A 16,483-nucleotide genomic window follows, 5' to 3' on the forward strand; every position below is an offset into this window, starting at 1 on the left:
CACCGATTTGACCCAGAAAAAATGAAAACAGCCCGCAGAATGGACTGCGGGCCGGAAGGATTAAGCCTGTGATTTAAAACGCTGCAGGACCTGCTCGTCCACCTGCAGGTAGTCGCCTTTCAGCTCGGCGCACAGCTTTGCCATATAGCCGACGAGGAAATCTGCATTGTGCCGCGCCAGCGCGCGTCCGGCTTCGGTTTGCATTGACTCCGGCAGGCGCAGAAGCTTTTTCTGGAAATGGTCCACCGAATACTGCGTATCGTCCAGTTCACGGCGATCGGCCAGCGGATCGTCGCTGTCAAACAGCGAACGCCCCAGCGCGCCGGAAACATAAAACACCCGCGCCAGGCCTATCGCGCCCAACGATTCCAGCCTGTCCGCATCCTGCACTACTTTCGCTTCCAGCGTCTGCGGCGCAATAGCCGCGCTGAAACTGTGGGCCCGCACCGCATGGGCTACATCGTCATACAGCTCGCGGGGGAAGTCCGGGAAATGCGTTTCCAGAATACGCAGCGTCTCCTGCGCCGCCTGCGTTGAGGCCAGATGCCGCTCCGGGTGGTTCTTGGGCAGGTTAACGATGTCGTGGAAGTAGCAGGCGGTCAGCACCACCAGCCTGTCCGCCTCCGTCCCTTCCATAATATGCTGGGCGGTTTTCCATACGCGCCGAAAATGCGCCACGTCATGGGCTTTGTCATCCTGCGCCCAGTTCTCAATCAAATAGTTCTCAAACTGCTGCTGCCAGCGGGCAATCGGCATACACGTACTCCCCTTCTCGTGAAAAGCGCCAGTCTGAGTATAACCAGATTTATGACAAGATTATGACTTCCTCGCGGAACACATCCACTACGGCCTGCGCCGTTGCCGCGGCCAGCAGCCTCTCTCGGAAGGATTCATGCATCAGCCGTCGGGCTAAAACTGAGAATATCCGCATATGCTGCGCCTGCTCCTGCTCGCTGAGCGTCAGCATAATCACCAGCCGCACCGCCACGCCGTCTCCCCAATCCAGCGGTTCTGCCAGCCGCAGGACGGAAATACTGCTGCGGGAGATCGCGGCAGACTTACAGTGCGGAATGGCGATGGAAAAGCCCAGCGCGGTGGTAAAGACCGCTTCACGCTGCCAGATGGCCTGCTCGGCGAGCGTCGCAGAAAGCGCCCGCCCCTGAACGTCAAGGTTATCCGTCAGCCGTTTAATCACCTCATGCTTGTCATGAAGCTTTTCATCCAGAAACACCAGCGCCGGGCTGAACATGTCCGCTTCCTCGCTTACGGGTTCAGCAGCATACTTTTTGCATTCCAGCGCGTACCAGCGCTGCGCCACCTCATCGGGTGCCGCCAGCACAAACCCGTGTCCGGCGCTCAGCAAGTATGCCCCTGCTCCTGCGGCAAAGAGCGGCTTCGTCGAGGCCAGGCACAATAGCGGCGTCACAAACGCTCGGGCGAGTATTGCGGTATGGGACGTTTCGCCGCCTGTCGGCATCACAATCCCCCGCAGAAATGGCCCTTGCAGCATGAGCAACTGGCCCGGCGTCAGCACGCCATCACCAATCACCAGCGCGTCTTCATCCAGTTGCGGCAGCCCCAGCCACGGATTGCCGGTCAGTTCGGCCGCAATCCTCAGCCCCAGGTCAAAAACATCCAACTCCCGCTGGCGGAGATATTCGCTGTCGCTTTGCCGGAAAGGCTCCCGCAGTACGTCCAGCGCTTTTGCCAACGCGGCCAGCGTATTGCGGGCGTCATGCTCGTCCAGCAGGCACTCTTCAACGGTTTCATCCTCCAGCAGCTGACTTTGCGCATCCAGAATCTGCGCCGCTTCATCCGCCTGCTGGCTGATATCGTCCCGTAAACGCATCCGCGCAGCCTGCAGGGCGACAATCAGTCGCTGTTGCTGCAGAGGAAAAGGTTCTTCATCGTGCCGCAGCGCCAGCGCGTGGAGATCGATCTGCTCAACAAAAACGGCCTTTGCCAGCGCCGCCCCCGGACTAACGCCCTTCCCTTGCCAAACAGGGGATGCACTTCGGGAAAGGAACACCGGCAGCGGTTGCTCTTCGTCAACGGCAGCGGCCAGCGGCGAATCACACTGCGCGAACTCATGCCCAATAAAATGGCCGAGCGCCTGCCAGGCCGCCTGCTCGTCCGGGCCTTCAATCAGCAGCTGGCATTCATCGCCAGCGGCAACATCTGCCCCCACCAGCGCCAGGACGCTCTTGGCATCCCCCTGGCGCGACTTAGTCTGGTTCACTAGCGTCACCGAGGAAACAAAGCGTGAAGCCTGCCGCTCAAGCGCGCTTGCGGGCCTGGCGTGAAGTCCATTCACCAGCGGGCAACGAAATAACAATGTCTGCATAGGGATTGCGCCTTATTCAAATGAGCGAATGAGCCAGGAAACCGGCGTACTTGCTTCGACAGCGCCCGTTGGCGTGGCCGGAATTTCCGCTAGCGTGACCTGCTCCAGCGTGCAGTTTGCTGTCGGAGGAACGTTTTTGAGCGGCGTCAGGCCTGGGTTCCAGCCCCTGAGCACTAACGCCTCTTCGTTTTGCGCTTTTTTCAGGGTGCTGAAATGCAGGGGGCTTTCCCAGCTCAAGACGCTGAAGTGCGGCGGGAAGGATTTCCCGTGGGGGTTGGTGCGAAAACGCGACCAGCCAGAATCCAGGTAGCCCGAAGCCGGGGTACGCCACTGCTCGACGGCCTGCCAGAACGCAGGGCTTTGCCCGTTATCCATCGGCATGACGGCCAGGTGAAACGCGTGATGACCGGGTATTTGCGAGTCAGGAGCAGGCAGCACCATGCCAGATGCCCGTCCAGGCCGCCATTCCAGCGCGGGCCGTCCGAGCCAGCCCACGCTGCGGAACAAGGTAATCGCCAGCGTATCAGGCTGCCCGACAGGAATTTCGTACTCCCGCAGCCCGGCGGTCACCACGCAGACGCCGCGCCGCGCGTGGTGCATCATCACCAGGCTCTGCATCGGCCACAGTGAGGCAGGCGCTTCCGCCCAGTTTTCCTGCTGCCAGATCTCAAGCGCACGAGGGACATTATCACGTTCTATCAGGCCAAAAGGCTGATCGGCAAAATGGGTCGACTGATATAAACCGGTGGGCAGTTCAATCTGCAAACGGTGGTCACGCAGCGTGTTGTTAACGTCAACGACAACATCCAGCCAGGCGCTTTCATGCGGCAGGGAGATGGTCATTACCGCGTCCAGCCTGGCATCAAACCGCCTGGCCTCGCGTGCATCGGCATCAGCCGGGGCAGGAATGTGCAGCGTTAGCTGCAGGGTGTCTTTGAGCACGCCGCGCATCAGCTTGGCCTGCTGCAGGCAGCCTTCGCTGTTAATCTTCCAGTCAACCGTCGGCGGCGAATAGTTATAGTTGTCCCCCGCGTCTTCGCCATCGACCAGCCGAAGGATGTGCGGGTAGACTTCGCCCGTGCGTTTATCAGTCAGCGTAAGCTCTCCGGCTTTATGCTCCAGCCGCAGCCAGGCGTTTTCCAGGCAGTCAATCTCCCCGGCCGATTTATCAAACCCGGCGGCTTCCCCTTCCTGCAGGTAAAAGGTCGTGTAGCCACAGGCCGGCAGCGCCTTCGCCTCCAGCAAAATATGGCATTTACGATACCTGGTGGTTGTGGTGCTGTTGGAAAGCTCCTGCACCACCAGCGACATGTCCTGAAGCTCTTCGTGCAGCAGTTGCCAGCGGCACGGATCGCCCTCGCTATCCACGATGCGGAAGTCCTCTTCCGGGGTATAAAGCGTGAGGCTCACCTGCGTATCGCGCCGCGCGGGTAGCGGGTTAAAGACCACGATTTTTTTACCCTGCTGGCTCGCGGTAATCCCTTCCACAAGCATTTTCATGTTCAGCTCAAACAGCTGCCCGGCACTCTCTTTGCCGGACTGCAAACGCCCCTTAACCATCTGGTTAACGCGGTCTGAATTACAGCCGCCGATGCTGTCGTGGGCGTGAGATTGCATCGCTTCCCGCCAGATGTGCTCCACCGCCTGCTGCGGATAAGGCAGCCCGAGCCGCCAGTTGAGCGCCAGCAAGGGCTCCAGCGTCTGGCTGACAAACTGTTCCAGCGAGGCATTAAGCTGCTTAATGTCCATTCGGGTAGAGAAAATACCGCGATGAATACGCATGTATTTGGGGCTGAGAAGCTCGCCGCGCAAAACAGGCAGGGTGTGCTCGTCGTCCCGCAGCGCGGCGAAGAAATCGCTGAAGCTACTGCGCCTGAAATGGTATTCGCTCTGGCTGGCATTCAGTTTTTCCAGCGCCCCAGGCACCGCATATTCGAACGGCGACTGATCGTTGCCGTTGGGGAGCAGAAGGTGATTCGTGGCGGAAAAACGCCCCTGTTTTTCCAGGATCGGCGGTAATTTTTCAGCCAGTTCCTGCGATGCCGTAGGCAGCCACTTCGCGCAGCCGTAACCCCAGGGAAGCACGGCGGTGAGCACCTGCTGCCCGCCCTGCGCCTGCCAGCAAAATTCGCTGGTCGGCACATCATGCTCGCACCACCCGCGCCAGAGCACTGCGCTGTCAATGGCGAACTCGCTTAGAAACATCGGCAACTGTGCGCTTTGCCCGAAAGAGTCTGGCACATAGCCCACCGGCATGTAGCTCCCCCAGGTTTTACAGTCCGCCAGCCCAAGCAGCAAATTGCGGGTTATCGACTCCGCGCCCACCACCAGGAAGTCACTTTGGGTGTACCACGGGCCAATCAGTATCCGCCCGTCGGCAATCAATTTTTTCAGACGAGCCAGGTGCTCTGGCGCCACCTGTAAAAAATCCTCCAGCATCACCGTTTGGCCATCCAGAATAAACGGCCCCAGCGCTTCGTCCTGTTCCAGCCGGGTGATTAAATCCCGCATAAAATAATAGAGCACGATTTTTGAGTCGTTCTCGGTGAAATACCACTCTCTGTCCCAGTGCGTGTGCTGAATTAAATGCACAGTCTTCATAATGTCACCTTATTAGCGGCTGATGAGGCACATTTAAGGCGTAGTCATCCCCGGCATGAAATACCGTAAAAACGCAGCCCATACGGCCTGAAATAAATGAACCGGGCGGCTAGCGCCCTACTTTAAATTTAGGCACGGCAGCCGAAGGTTTATTTTCAACGACGGTTTCACCCCGAAACACTAATAACGATCCCACGGCAATAATCCCCGCACCGACAGCAATAGACAGCACATAAATGGGCCATTTATCTACCGCCAGCCAGCCGTAAAAACCCGAAATCGGCGCATGGTTTACCGCACCCAGCCCGACGGCCAGCGCGGCCCCGGTGGCTGAGCCAACCACATTGATGACGATAATTTTGGGGTTTGCCAGCGCGAAAGGAATCGCCCCTTCAGATACGCCAATCAGGCCCATCAGCGTCGAAGCCTTGCCCGCCTCGCGCAGCGAAGCCGGGAAGCGCTTAGCCCAGATGAGCGTTGCAACCCCGAGGCCAATCGGCGGGACGATAATCGCTACCTGCGCGGCGGTGTTGGGGTCGTAAATCCCGGAAGCCAGCAGCGCCATGGCGGTGGTTACCGCCGCCTTATTCACCGGACCACCCAGGTCAAAGCCCACCATCCCGCCCACGACGGCTGCCAGAATGATTTTGTTCGTCCCGGACATCGCCAGCAGCCAGGTTTCCATCCCGTGATTCAGCGCCGCCAGCGGGCCACCGATAATAAAAGCCATCACCATGCAGGTCAGCAGCGTGCCGCCTACGGGCAGGATAAAAATAGGGCCAGCCGAGGCCAGCGCAGCAGGCAGTTTGACCCAGGTTGCCAGCGCCCGCACGATGTATCCCGCAACAAAACCGGCGGCGAGCGCCCCAAGAAACCCGGTTCCCAGGCTGCTGGCCAGTAAGCCGCCCACCATCCCCGGCGCCAGCCCCGGCTTATTGGCGATGGCAAAGCTGATATACCCGGCGACCACCGGCAGCATCAGCGACAGCGCCAGGCCACCAAATCCGTCGAATTTATGCAGCATCTGCACAATGATGCTCGCCGCCTGAGCGTGGCTGGCATCCCAGATATTTTCGATGCCGTAGAGCGAAGCACCGATGCGCGCGATGCCCATGATCACCGCCCCGGCAATGACAAACGGCAGCATCCATGACACCCCGGTCATGATGGCATTTTTGACCTCTTTGCCGGTCGACATCCCCGCCTCAGCCCTGAATTTAGCCATGTGCTATCTCCGCCTCTATCGCCTCAAACACGGCCTCGCCAAACTTGATAGGATCGGCCACGCTGCACTCCAGTTTCATCATGCCGTCAAAACGTTCTTTGCCGGTAATCGCCACATCCGCCGCGAGAATCACCGCATTGGCCCGGGCAAGATCGTCGGCGGTAATTTCGTTTTCAACGCCCATGCTGCCCTGCGTTTCGACTTTCACTTCATGCCCACGCTGCTGACCCACCAGGGCCAGGGCCTCCGCAGCCATGTAGGTATGGGCGATGCCCGTAGGGCAAGCTGCAACACAAACGATATACATAACAACTCCTTATCTGGCTGAAGAAAGGCAATAAAAAAAGCACAATGGCTGAAAAGCGCATTGTGCTTTGGGGGCGAACATGGGCCAGCATCGCGGCGTCTCCGGCATCACCGCCGGCGTGAAGACACATCATCAGCTGATGCAGGCTGGAAATACGGCACAGGAACGAAAGTTCATAGCGTTTGCGAACGGCCAGACGGCGCGGACGCACAGCGGTATGTTCCTTTTTTAAGGACGGAGAATGCGAATAGCGAAGTGAATGATATAGAACGCCGGCGCTGCACCAGAGCCGGAACCAATTTACGGCACAAACATTATCCAGCGAATCAGAATAAACGGCGTCGTCTTTTTCCAGTTCGCTCACGCTATTAAACCAGCAGCTATTATTCAACCAAACGCGCGCCCTGCTGCCGAACATCGGCAACATAGTGCGAACAAACGTTATGATTCGAACAATATGAATGTGCATAGTTTTCCCCATAAATCTTCCCGCAGTGTAGACAGTTCGAAAAATAACAAACGTGACTTTACGCACAGTTATATAAATACGATAAACCCTCTTTTTAATGAGGAATAAATAGTATTGCAGCGCAGAGAAAAATTAAATGATGCCGGGAAAGAGCATGAAATAAATAGGCTGGCTTCAGCGGAAGTTTTACAGCGGGAAGGTATACAGCCTGAGCCACGCAAAAGCAGGTGGCTCATCGGGCAATCTGGTTTCAACGCAGCCGGTTTTCTCTGGCGCGAACAGGATAAGCACGCGGCCTTGTGTACCATGCTATCCAGCCCAGCACCGCCGCGACGGAACCTAACACCAGCAACCCCATCAGCGCCCCGAGGAGTTTACCGCTAAAGGTGCCTAAATCGCCGCTGGTTACCCCACTGACGACCCAAAAATAACGCACCATCGCCCAAACGATGTACAAACAAAAAGCATAGAACAGCCACAGCGCAATTTTGCCGCCGGGGCTGCGAGTTGGTTTCGCATCCATAACGTTCGACCTAACTATTCAACTGAAACAAAAACGGGTTGTCGACGGCAGTTCCCCCGCTGTCTTAATGTGATTTTTATCACACTAACGAAGCAGATGAACCGCTATAAGCGTTAAATTTTGTTTCAAATCAAAGCGCGAGGGGCAAAAACCGGCTTTGCCCGCAAGTTTTGATTTAGTTTAAGGAAAATATTAATGGTGACGATATCTCTCGTCTAAACAAGAATCGGGCACAAATCCTCCCCTCACCTCAGCCCTCTCCCCAAAGGGGCGAGGGAGAAAACTGCAGGTCAGAACAATACGTAATCTGTTCCCTCTCCCTTTCTGGAGTGTTCAATTTGTTCCCTCTCCCTTCCAGGGAGAGGGTTAGGGTCAGTAACGAGAACACCGGGTATCAGGGAATGACGGCGATCCCCAGGCCGTTTACAAGTTAGAAAAAAACACAACTAGGGAGTGAGATAAAAAATACCCTTTATTCTCCTCCCTCAATATTCCCTCACTGAAATATAAACGAACACATTTAATTTCCACTCGCGGGTTGACAATAGTACTGCCCATGGGTAGATTTCACGGGCCGAAGTTGCGGCCTTTCCTAACCTGACATAAGAGACTAATGGATACTGAATTTAGTAGCTGCCCGAACATGGCCTTAATGGCGGTTCGGGAAAGTAAACATGAAATCGATTGTGATCACTTCTTCGTTTTGGTGTGTCTCGCCGGAGCCTGATGCTCTCGTGTTGTCCCACCTCGACCAGGGTTTTCACGGTCCCGAGGTGTGTTATGAACTTCAAATCTACCCTTTTTCCTGGTGTCAAAACAGTGACATCAACGCTGCGTGTCCGGCCGCCCCGCGATCGGGTGTTGTCCGCACGCAAAAAACAGTCAAACTCAATTTTCTCTTCGAAAATCAGCGAGTTGAATCAACGCATCACTAACTGGCGTGTCAGTCCTGTCACCGGCCAGCTGGAGCGTCGTTGCAGCTTCTCTGATGGCGAAGACCCTCAAAGTCGACCCTTCGTAGCCTGATTCAGCCGTTACGCCGTAGGTTCGTCTGCGCGCTATGCCGCAGCCCGCTTCCGTGCGCCTCGCTGAGTTACGTCACTGCTGGTACCTGTTTATTCGCTGATGCCTTCTGGCATATTTCTCAGCAGGAATAAACACGTCCCGAGAAAAGAAAATATAAATTTCTCACCTGTTTATTTTTAATAAATAAATAGTGAGAAACCCTGTGCGAAATTAATTTAAAACCGATCGCTCATGCGGCATCGGGCTATTTTCGGTCGCCCTTAATCTGGCGTTTACCTTAAAGAGTCTGCTGCCGTCCGGCGACAGGAGCACCACCATGACTGTACAAACCAAGAACCGTAATAAAAAAAGCACGCTGTCTATGCGTGCCGCCCAGGAAGCCAAAAACGGCATCGCAGAAACCCTGGTCAACCTGAACACCACCCGGGAAGGGCTGCAGGAAGCCCACGCCAGCGCCCGGCTGGAGCGGGATGGCCTGAACGAGGTTGCCCATGACAAACCGCCTCACGCGCTGGTTCAGCTGCTGATGGCATTCAATAACCCGTTTATCTACGTGCTCGGCATTCTCGCCGGGATCAGCTTCTTTACCGATTACTGGCTGCCCACCAGCCACGGCGAAGACGGTGACCTGACGACGGTGATTATCATCGGCACCATGGTAGCACTCAGCGGCCTGGTGCGTTTCTGGCAGGAACACCGCTCGGCGAAGTCTGCCGAGGCGCTGAAAGCGATGGTTCGCACCACCGCCACGGTTGTGCGTCGTGAACACGCAGGGCAAAAAGGAACCCCGCGCGAGATCCCGATGCGCGAACTGGTCGTGGGCGACATCGTGCAGCTCTATGCGGGGGATATGATCCCGGCAGACGTGCGCCTCATTGAGTCCCGGGATCTGTTTATCAGCCAGGCCGTGCTGACCGGCGAAGCGCTGCCGATTGAGAAATACGACACCCTGGGCGACGTGGCGCAAAAGTCCGCGCACGATAAGGCGATCGACAGCGAAAACCTGCTGGATATCCCGAACATCTGCTTTATGGGCACCAACGTGGTCAGCGGTACCGCGCAGGCGGTGGTGGTCGCAACCGGGCCACGGACTTACTTTGGCTCGCTGGCTAAAGCGATTGTCGGCAGCCGCGCACAAACGGCCTTCGACCGCGGCGTGAACAGCGTCAGCTGGCTGCTGATCCGCTTTATGCTGGTGATGGTGCCTGTGGTGTTCCTGATTAACGGCCTGCTGAAAGGCGAATGGTGGGATGCCCTGCTGTTTGCACTGGCGGTAGCCGTAGGGTTAACGCCTGAAATGCTGCCGATGATCGTCAGCGCCAACCTCGCCAAAGGCGCGGTGGCTATGGCGAAGCGTAAAGTGGTGGTTAAGCGCCTGAACGCTATCCAGAACCTGGGCGCAATGGACGTGCTGTGCACCGACAAAACCGGGACGCTGACGCAGGATAAGATCATCCTCGAGCATCACGTGGGCACCAACGGCCAGAAAAACGAGTCCGTGCTGGGGCTGGCCTGGCTGAACAGCTACCACCAAAGCGGCATCAAAAACCTGATGGATCAGGCAGTCATTTACTTCTCTGACAATGAGCCAAACTTCGTCAAACCGCAGGGCTACAGCAAAGTCGACGAGATGCCGTTTGATTTCGTCCGCCGCCGCCTGTCGATTGTGGTGAAGGACAGCCAGAGCAATCACCTGCTGGTGTGCAAAGGCGCCGTGGAAGAGATGCTGAGCATTGCCACCCACATGGAAGAGAACGGCAAGGTAGTCGCGCTGGATAATCAGCGCCGTGACGCCATGCTGGCAATGACCAATGACTACAACAAAGACGGTTTCCGCGTCCTGGTGGTGGCCACTCGCGATATTCCTAAAGCCGAGGCGAAAAAACAGTACGGCACCGACGATGAGCACGACCTGATTATCCGAGGTTTCCTCACCTTCCTCGATCCACCGAAAGAGAGTGCAGGCCCGGCAATTGCTGCTCTGATGGACATTGGCGTAGCGGTGAAAGTGCTGACCGGCGATAACGCCATCGTCACCACCCGCATCTGCCGCCAGGTCGGGCTGGAGCCGGGTGAGCCGGTACTCGGCCCGCAGATTGAGCAACTGAGCGACGCCTCCCTCCAACAGCTGGTGGAAGAGCGCACCGTGTTTGCCAAGCTGACGCCGCTGCAGAAGTCTCGCGTGCTGAAGGCGCTGCAGGCCAACGGCCATACCGTGGGCTTCCTGGGCGACGGGATTAACGACGCCCCAGCCCTGCGTGATGCCGACGTCGGTATCTCGGTCGACAGCGGCACCGATATTGCCAAGGAATCCGCCGACATCATCCTGCTGGAAAAGAGCCTGATGGTGCTGGAAGAAGGCGTGATCAAAGGCCGCGAGACTTTTGGCAACATCATGAAGTACCTGAACATGACCGCCAGCTCCAACTTCGGCAACGTGTTCTCGGTGCTGGTCGCCAGCGCATTCATCCCGTTCCTGCCGATGCTTGCGATCCAGCTGCTGCTGCAAAACCTGATGTACGACATTTCCCAGCTCGCGCTGCCGTGGGACAAAACGGACAAAGAGTTCCTGAGCAAGCCGCGCAAGTGGGATGCCAAAAACATTGGCCGCTTCATGGTCTGGATTGGCCCGACGTCGTCCATTTTTGACATGACCACCTTCGCGCTGATGTGGTTTGTGTTCAGCGCCAACAGCGAGCACATGCAGACCCTGTTCCAGTCCGGCTGGTTCGTTGAAGGCCTGCTGTCGCAGACGCTGGTGGTGCACATGCTGCGTACCCAGAAAATTCCGTTCATTCAGAGCACTGCCGCCTGGCCGGTACTCATGATGACCGGGCTGATTATGGCGATTGGGATTTACGTACCGTTCTCTCCGCTCGGGCCGTTGGTTGGGCTGCAGGCGCTGCCGTGGCAGTACTTCCCGTGGCTGGTGGCTACCCTGCTCGCCTACTGCTGCGTGGCTCAGGGCATGAAAACGTTCTACATGCGTCGCTTCAAGCAGTGGCACTAACGCTGCGTTAAGTAAGGTAAAAAAGTGCCGCTTCGGCGGCACCTTTCAGGCAAGTAACACAAGCTGGAAAGCATTATGGAAAAGCAACATTCCATTATTTTCCTGATTAAAAATAAGACCATCGCACTGGTTGTCTTATTTTTAATGAAAATAACCCGCACCCTTCGCGTCCACGCCCTGGCCTGGTTCGCCGGAGGGAAAATCAACTATCGACACGCGAAAGCGTTACTAAACCTCGCCAGCGCCATACATCGTTTTTCGATCAGGTTACTGCGTTTTGTTACACCACCCGCCCTGAAGAGGGGGAATTGATTATGTCCGGAACTACTCTGTTAATTAACCTGGCTGGCGCCATCGCTTTGCTGCTCTGGGGCAGCCATATGATTTCAACTGCGCTGCAGCGCGGCTTCGGCACGCCGCTGCGCAACTGGATGGGACGCCACCTCACCAGCCGCTGGACGGCCCTGCTCGCCGGGATCGGCATTACCGGCGTTCTGCAAAGCAGCACCGCGGTAAGCATGATGGCGACGTCGTTCACCGCCGCAGGGACGCTGAGCCTTGCCCCAGCCCTGGCGGTGATGCTCGGCGCTAATATCGGCTCTACGCTGGTGGTGCAGCTGATGAGCTTCGACATGGAAATGGCCATCCCGCTGCTTCTGCTGGCCGGGTTTGTGGTCTTCAAGCTGCGCGACCATTCCAACTTTGAGAGCGTGGGCTGCGCCCTGATTGGCCTCGGCCTGATGCTGCTTGCCCTGCATTTACTGAGCGGCACACTGGCGGAAATCGAAGTCACGCCGGTGTTTCACGCCGTGATGCAGGGGCTGCAGGGCGATATCTTAATCGCCCTGCTGGTGGCCGCGATCCTGACGCTGCTGTGCCACTCCAGCGTGGCGATCATTTTGCTGATCGCTTCCCTCGCGGCCACCGGCGCGATGGGGCCAGAAACAGCGCTGATCCTGGTGATGGGAGCCAATATTGGTGGGGCGTTGCCGCCGGTGCTGAACGCGGGCTCCGCCGTGGCTCGTCGCCTGCCGGTTGGCAACCTGATTGTTCGCCTGGTCGGCTGCGCGCTGGCGCTCTTAATGCTTCCGCTGCTGACGGATCTTGCGCAGAAGTCCGGGTTGAGCACGCCGCAGCTGGTGGTGTGGTTCCACACGGCCTTTAGCGCCGTGCTTGCGCTGTTGTTTATCGGTCTGACCGCGCCGATGGCTCGTTTCCTGGAGCGTTTGTTCCCGGAAGAAGAGCGCGTGGGCGACCCTGGGATGCCGATGTATCTGGACGATGCCGGCCTCGAAGTGGCTTACATCGGCCTGTCTAATTCAGTCCGTGAATCGCTGCGCGCAGCCGACATGCTGACCATCATGCTGGACCGCCTGCTGGTGTTGTTTGTCACCCAGGAAAAGCAGGCCGCCGATGAGATTCGCCAACTTGATCAGTCGGTGGATCTGCTCAGCGCGGCGGTGCGTGCTTACCTGGCCGATATCAGCCATGACGGGCTGAATGACGCGGATGCCGATCGCGCCCAGGAGATCCTGATGTTCATCATCAACTTCGAGCATGCTGGGGACATTCTTTCCAGCAACCTGACCCAGTTAGCTACGCGCCGCGCTCGCCGTGGCGAACTGTTCAGCGACTTTGAATTACACAATATTCGCCTGCTGCACGCGGAGACCCTCACCAGCCTGCGCCTCGGCATCGCCGCGTTTATGCGTGAAGATTTATCCGCTGCCCATCAGCTGGTGCAGCGCAAGGAAACCATTCGTCAGCTCGAGGCTTCCGCCAGCCGCGAGCACTTCACAAAACTGCGAGAGGACAAAAATGCCTGGGCGGAATCCGGCGACATTTTCCAGCGAGTGCTGCGGGACTACCGCCGCGTACATCACCACATCGCGGCCGTGGCCTACCCGGTGATTGACCGTCTGGGCGATAAGTCGCTGCGCTTTATCGAATCGCCGCCGGACGCTTAAAAAACAATAACCGCCGCAAGGTGGACGAAGCATCTTTTCAAGGAAAGCAACGTTAAGGTACAGAAAAGTGAGAGTTTTAATTTGCGCAGGTCGGTTTTATGCCGACACCCATACCCTCACCCGCGTGCTGGATTTATATGCCAGCACGCAGACAATGAATGTGCTGATCCACGGGGGACATCAGTCGCTCGGCGGCGCCATTGAAACCTGGGCACGCGGCACCGACGTGCACGTCATTCGCTACCCGGCCAACTGGGCGCTGCACGGCAAATACGCGGAAACCCGCCGTAATCTGTTTATGCTGGAGGACAGCCGCCCCGACGTGCTGCTGGCCTTTCCTGGGGGAGAAGATACGGCGGAGTGCGTACGAATGGCGCGCAGTTCCGGCGTGAAGGTAATAGAGATTTAATCCACCCGGGCTGCGGCAGGATAATGTTACCGCAGCCCGTTTTTTTAGGCCGTAACAGGGGCCAGGTTTACGTCTTTCAGGAATTCGGTAATACGTGGGTTCTCTCCGCTGCGCAGCGCCTGAGGAGAGTCATCGCAAACGACTCGCCCTTTTTCCATAAACACAATTCTGTCCGACACGCTGAACGCGAAGTTCATCTCGTGGGTGACAATCACCATCGTGATGCCCTCCTCCGCCAGGTTCTCAATCACCTGCAGCACCTCATTCACCTTTTCAGGATCCAACGCCGAGGTAGGCTCATCGAACAGCATAATTTGAGGACGCATCATTAAAGCCCGGGCAATCGCCACCCTTTGTTGCTGCCCGCCGGAAAGCTGGTGTGGGTATTTGTGGGCGTGCTCGAGCATGCCGACTTTGCGCAGCAACACGCAGGCATCGCGCTTCAGCTCTGCATCCGTCGCCAGGCGATGGTAGTGCGGGGCCAGCATCAGGTTTTTCATCACCGTTAAGTGCGGGAACAGGTTAAAGCCCTGAAACACCATGCCGATGTTCAGCCGGTGCGCGGCGTTTTCCAAATACTGCGGCTTCTGGGCCCCGTGTTTTTCCAGGCGAATAAACGGCTGGCCGTTGATCAGGATCTCGCCGTTATCCAACTGCTCGAGGCCGTTCAGCAGACGAATCAGTGTGGTTTTGCCGGAACCTGACGGACCAATGACGGACACCACTTCACCGGGCTTGATGTCCAGGTTCACCGCACCAAGCACCTCCACGTTGTTGTAGGCCTTGTGCAGCTTGCGGGCCTGCAGCGCGGGAACATTCACTGCCAGAGCCGGGCGAGCAACCAGCCCGCTTTCCTGCGCCGCCATCGCTTCCAGTTCGGCTTCAGGCAGGCGTGCGGTTTTGCGCTGGGTGACATCCAGCCGTTTTTCCAGCAGCTTTAGCAGGAAATCAAAAACGGTCACGATAAACACATAATAGAAAGCCACCGCCGCCATGGTCTCCATCACCAGGAAGTTTTGCGAGTAAAGCCGCTGCCCAACCATCAGGATCTCGGTCAGTGAAATCACCGAAACCAGCGAGCTAAGTTTCACAATGGAGATGTATTCGTTCGCCAGCGACGGCAGCGCCACCCGCAGCGCCTGCGGCACAATGACCAGCCACTGAATGCCGGCGTAGCGCAGCCCCAGGGCATGGGCGGCCTCACGCTGCCCGCGAGGGATAGCCAGCAGGCCACCACGGTGAATCTCGGCAATATAGGCCGTTTCACTCAGCACCAGCGCGATAAGCCCGGCCCAGAACGGGTCGCTTAACAAGGCCGAGCTGCCGGGCAGCGCCTGAGGCAGGTTATAGACAAAAATCAGCAGCACCAGCAGCGGCAGGCTGCGGAACAGCCAGATATAGGCCCGCGCCGGTAAAGAGAGCCAGGGAGACGCCGCCTGTTTGCCCAGCGCCAGAAGAAAGCCAAAGCCAATGCTGATGACCCAGCTCAGCAGGCTCAGCTTAATCACGGTCCAGGTTGCCTGCCAAAAATCGGCATTGCTAAACAGGCTGAATAAATAGTTCCAGTCAAACGACATATCTGTACTCCCCGGCGATAATGATTACAAACTGCTGGCCTGAATTTCGGCTTCGGACGGCTCCGCCAGGTTATACTTTTTCACTAATGCCGAGTACTTGCCGCTCGCTTTAAAGGCTGCAATGCCGTCGTTCAGCGCTTTTTTCAGCTCCGGGTTGGTTTTACTCACCCCAAGCCCCACCAGCACCGGGTACAGCAGGTCGGTCGAGGTCACCGCCAGTCGCCCTTTCATTTTGTCCACCACCTGACTTGCCACGGCGGCATCGGTCATCTGCACTTCAACCGCGAGGGAAAGCAGCGCCTGGGTTGTCTGCGGGTCAGTTGAGAATTCGCTAACCGTAATCGGCTTCAGCCCCTGCTTCACGCAGTAATCCGCCGACAGCGTGCGCAGTTTTTCCAGCCAGTAAGTGCCCTGCATCGACCCGACTTTATGCCCGCAAAGCTCTTCCGGCTTGGTTGGCTTGAAGCTGGCATTGCTCAGCGTCAGCAGCGACTCGCCGGTTTTCAGGTAAGGCACCATGTCGATCACCTTCTGGCGCTCCGGGGTGATAAACAGCGCGGAAGCAATCAGCTCGAAGCGTTTCGCCTGCAGGCCGGGGATCAGGCTGGTGAAGCGGGTATCCACGTAATTGGGCTGCAGCTTCATCGCTTCGGCCACGCCGTTGATAAATTCAATATCGAAACCCGCCGGGGTTTTGCCGTCGAGGTATTCGTAAGGCGGGAAGGTAATATCGCTCCCCACCGTAAGCTGACCGGGGGTCATCACGGCCGCCTGAGCCCCGCCGCTGAGCAGTAAAGGCAGCGCCGCCGCCATGCAGGAAAATAACGCCTTGCTGTGTGAGGATGTAAACATGCGATGACTCCAGTGCAGGTGGTTAATCATTTTTATGGATGCCCCAACGGCGGCACCTGAAACAACGGATGATTTTCGCGCCGGGGAATGCCTTGCAATATATTCGCCAGGACGATAATCACTCGATGAGCGTTTGCGATGGGGCCATGCTGCAGCAGAAGCGCGTCGGGATA

13 protein-coding genes are annotated in these 16,483 nt (G+C 57.3%); 5 read left to right on the forward strand and 8 right to left on the reverse strand.

The genetic code is table 11. From position 1 onward, the window contains the following. Nucleotides 1-60 precede the first annotated feature (60 nt). The 5 genes from WFN87_RS00530 to WFN87_RS00550 form a co-directional block, all read right to left on the reverse strand. The gene (locus WFN87_RS00530; protein ID WP_008458100.1) at nucleotides 61-756 is read right to left on the reverse strand and encodes a phosphohydrolase; all 696 of its coding nucleotides are present in this window, start codon (nucleotides 754-756) and stop codon (nucleotides 61-63) included. A 49-nt stretch (nucleotides 757-805) separates the two neighbouring features. Continuing rightward, the gene (locus tag WFN87_RS00535) at nucleotides 806-2,344 is read right to left on the reverse strand and encodes a fructose PTS transporter subunit IIA (RefSeq protein ID WP_336983398.1); all 1,539 of its coding nucleotides are present in this window, start codon (nucleotides 2,342-2,344) and stop codon (nucleotides 806-808) included. Between the two features lie 12 nt (nucleotides 2,345-2,356). Then, a complete protein-coding gene (locus tag WFN87_RS00540) occupies nucleotides 2,357-4,945 on the reverse strand; it encodes a glycoside hydrolase family 38 C-terminal domain-containing protein (RefSeq protein WP_336983399.1) in 2,589 nt (862 codons plus the stop codon). Between the two features lie 109 nt (nucleotides 4,946-5,054). Next, nucleotides 5,055-6,170, reverse strand: a complete 1,116-nt coding sequence (locus WFN87_RS00545; protein ID WP_166991479.1) for a fructose-specific PTS transporter subunit EIIC — start codon at nucleotides 6,168-6,170, stop codon at nucleotides 5,055-5,057. Next, nucleotides 6,163-6,477 (reverse strand): PTS fructose transporter subunit IIB, encoded by a 315-nt coding sequence (locus WFN87_RS00550; RefSeq protein ID WP_008458091.1) that lies wholly within the window; start codon nucleotides 6,475-6,477, stop codon nucleotides 6,163-6,165. The genes WFN87_RS00545 and WFN87_RS00550 overlap by 8 nt, the downstream gene beginning before the upstream one ends. A gap of 79 nt (nucleotides 6,478-6,556) precedes the next feature. On the opposite strand from WFN87_RS00550, the gene WFN87_RS00555 reads away from it, so the two are divergent. Beyond that, nucleotides 6,557-6,709: a hypothetical protein gene (locus tag WFN87_RS00555; RefSeq protein ID WP_336983400.1), complete on the forward strand. Its 153-nt coding sequence runs from the start codon at nucleotides 6,557-6,559 to the stop codon at nucleotides 6,707-6,709. 487 nt (nucleotides 6,710-7,196) lie between these two features. Here WFN87_RS00555 and drpB read toward each other — a convergent pair whose 3' ends face one another. Further along, nucleotides 7,197-7,469, reverse strand: coding sequence for a cell division protein DrpB (drpB, locus tag WFN87_RS00560; RefSeq protein ID WP_008458086.1), 273 nt, complete (start codon nucleotides 7,467-7,469; stop codon nucleotides 7,197-7,199). A 1,342-nt stretch (nucleotides 7,470-8,811) separates the two neighbouring features. On the opposite strand from drpB, the gene mgtA reads away from it, so the two are divergent. The 4 genes from mgtA to WFN87_RS00580 all read left to right on the forward strand — a co-directional run bounded on the left by mgtA (nucleotide 8,812) and on the right by WFN87_RS00580 (nucleotide 13,881). Beyond that, nucleotides 8,812-11,505: a magnesium-translocating P-type ATPase gene (gene mgtA, locus WFN87_RS00565; RefSeq protein ID WP_166991473.1), complete on the forward strand. Its 2,694-nt coding sequence runs from the start codon at nucleotides 8,812-8,814 to the stop codon at nucleotides 11,503-11,505. 75 nt (nucleotides 11,506-11,580) lie between these two features. After that, entirely contained in the window at nucleotides 11,581-11,817 is a 237-nt protein-coding gene (locus WFN87_RS00570; protein ID WP_008458080.1) for a hypothetical protein, read from the forward strand. Nucleotides 11,818-11,819: 2 nt separating this feature from the next. Beyond that, nucleotides 11,820-13,472, forward strand: coding sequence for a Na/Pi cotransporter family protein (locus tag WFN87_RS00575; protein WP_336983401.1), 1,653 nt, complete (start codon nucleotides 11,820-11,822; stop codon nucleotides 13,470-13,472). A 67-nt stretch (nucleotides 13,473-13,539) separates the two neighbouring features. Next, nucleotides 13,540-13,881, forward strand: a complete 342-nt coding sequence (locus WFN87_RS00580) for a DUF2493 domain-containing protein (protein WP_008458076.1) — start codon at nucleotides 13,540-13,542, stop codon at nucleotides 13,879-13,881. 44 nt (nucleotides 13,882-13,925) lie between these two features. Here WFN87_RS00580 and WFN87_RS00585 read toward each other — a convergent pair whose 3' ends face one another. Both WFN87_RS00585 and WFN87_RS00590 read right to left on the reverse strand, forming a co-directional pair. Further along, nucleotides 13,926-15,458: an amino acid ABC transporter permease/ATP-binding protein gene (locus WFN87_RS00585; RefSeq protein WP_008458074.1), complete on the reverse strand. Its 1,533-nt coding sequence runs from the start codon at nucleotides 15,456-15,458 to the stop codon at nucleotides 13,926-13,928. A 24-nt stretch (nucleotides 15,459-15,482) separates the two neighbouring features. Further along, the gene (locus WFN87_RS00590) at nucleotides 15,483-16,310 is read right to left on the reverse strand and encodes an ABC transporter substrate-binding protein (protein ID WP_336983402.1); all 828 of its coding nucleotides are present in this window, start codon (nucleotides 16,308-16,310) and stop codon (nucleotides 15,483-15,485) included. Between the last annotated feature and the right edge of the window lie 173 nt (nucleotides 16,311-16,483).

This window comes from Cedecea sp. AS113 (genome assembly GCF_037152415.1).
Taxonomy (GTDB): domain Bacteria; phylum Pseudomonadota; class Gammaproteobacteria; order Enterobacterales; family Enterobacteriaceae; genus Cedecea.

What these genes read in the sequence shown, in the direction of transcription:
- WFN87_RS00540 (WP_336983399.1), bottom strand. Translation starts at nt 4,945, where the DNA reads ATGAAGACTGTGCATTTAATTCAGCACACGCACTGGGACAGAGAGTGG.
- WFN87_RS00550 (WP_008458091.1), bottom strand. Translation starts at nt 6,477, where the DNA reads ATGTATATCGTTTGTGTTGCAGCTTGCCCTACGGGCATCGCCCATACC.
- drpB (WP_008458086.1), bottom strand. Translation starts at nt 7,469, where the DNA reads ATGGATGCGAAACCAACTCGCAGCCCCGGCGGCAAAATTGCGCTGTGG.
- WFN87_RS00585 (WP_008458074.1), bottom strand. Translation starts at nt 15,458, where the DNA reads ATGTCGTTTGACTGGAACTATTTATTCAGCCTGTTTAGCAATGCCGAT.
- mgtA (WP_166991473.1), top strand. Translation starts at nt 8,812, where the DNA reads ATGACTGTACAAACCAAGAACCGTAATAAAAAAAGCACGCTGTCTATG.
- WFN87_RS00590 (WP_336983402.1), bottom strand. Translation starts at nt 16,310, where the DNA reads ATGTTTACATCCTCACACAGCAAGGCGTTATTTTCCTGCATGGCGGCG.
- WFN87_RS00530 (WP_008458100.1), bottom strand. Translation starts at nt 756, where the DNA reads ATGCCGATTGCCCGCTGGCAGCAGCAGTTTGAGAACTATTTGATTGAG.
- WFN87_RS00535 (WP_336983398.1), bottom strand. Translation starts at nt 2,344, where the DNA reads ATGCAGACATTGTTATTTCGTTGCCCGCTGGTGAATGGACTTCACGCC.
- WFN87_RS00575 (WP_336983401.1), top strand. Translation starts at nt 11,820, where the DNA reads ATGTCCGGAACTACTCTGTTAATTAACCTGGCTGGCGCCATCGCTTTG.
- WFN87_RS00555 (WP_336983400.1), top strand. Translation starts at nt 6,557, where the DNA reads ATGGGCCAGCATCGCGGCGTCTCCGGCATCACCGCCGGCGTGAAGACA.
- WFN87_RS00545 (WP_166991479.1), bottom strand. Translation starts at nt 6,170, where the DNA reads ATGGCTAAATTCAGGGCTGAGGCGGGGATGTCGACCGGCAAAGAGGTC.
- WFN87_RS00570 (WP_008458080.1), top strand. Translation starts at nt 11,581, where the DNA reads ATGGAAAAGCAACATTCCATTATTTTCCTGATTAAAAATAAGACCATC.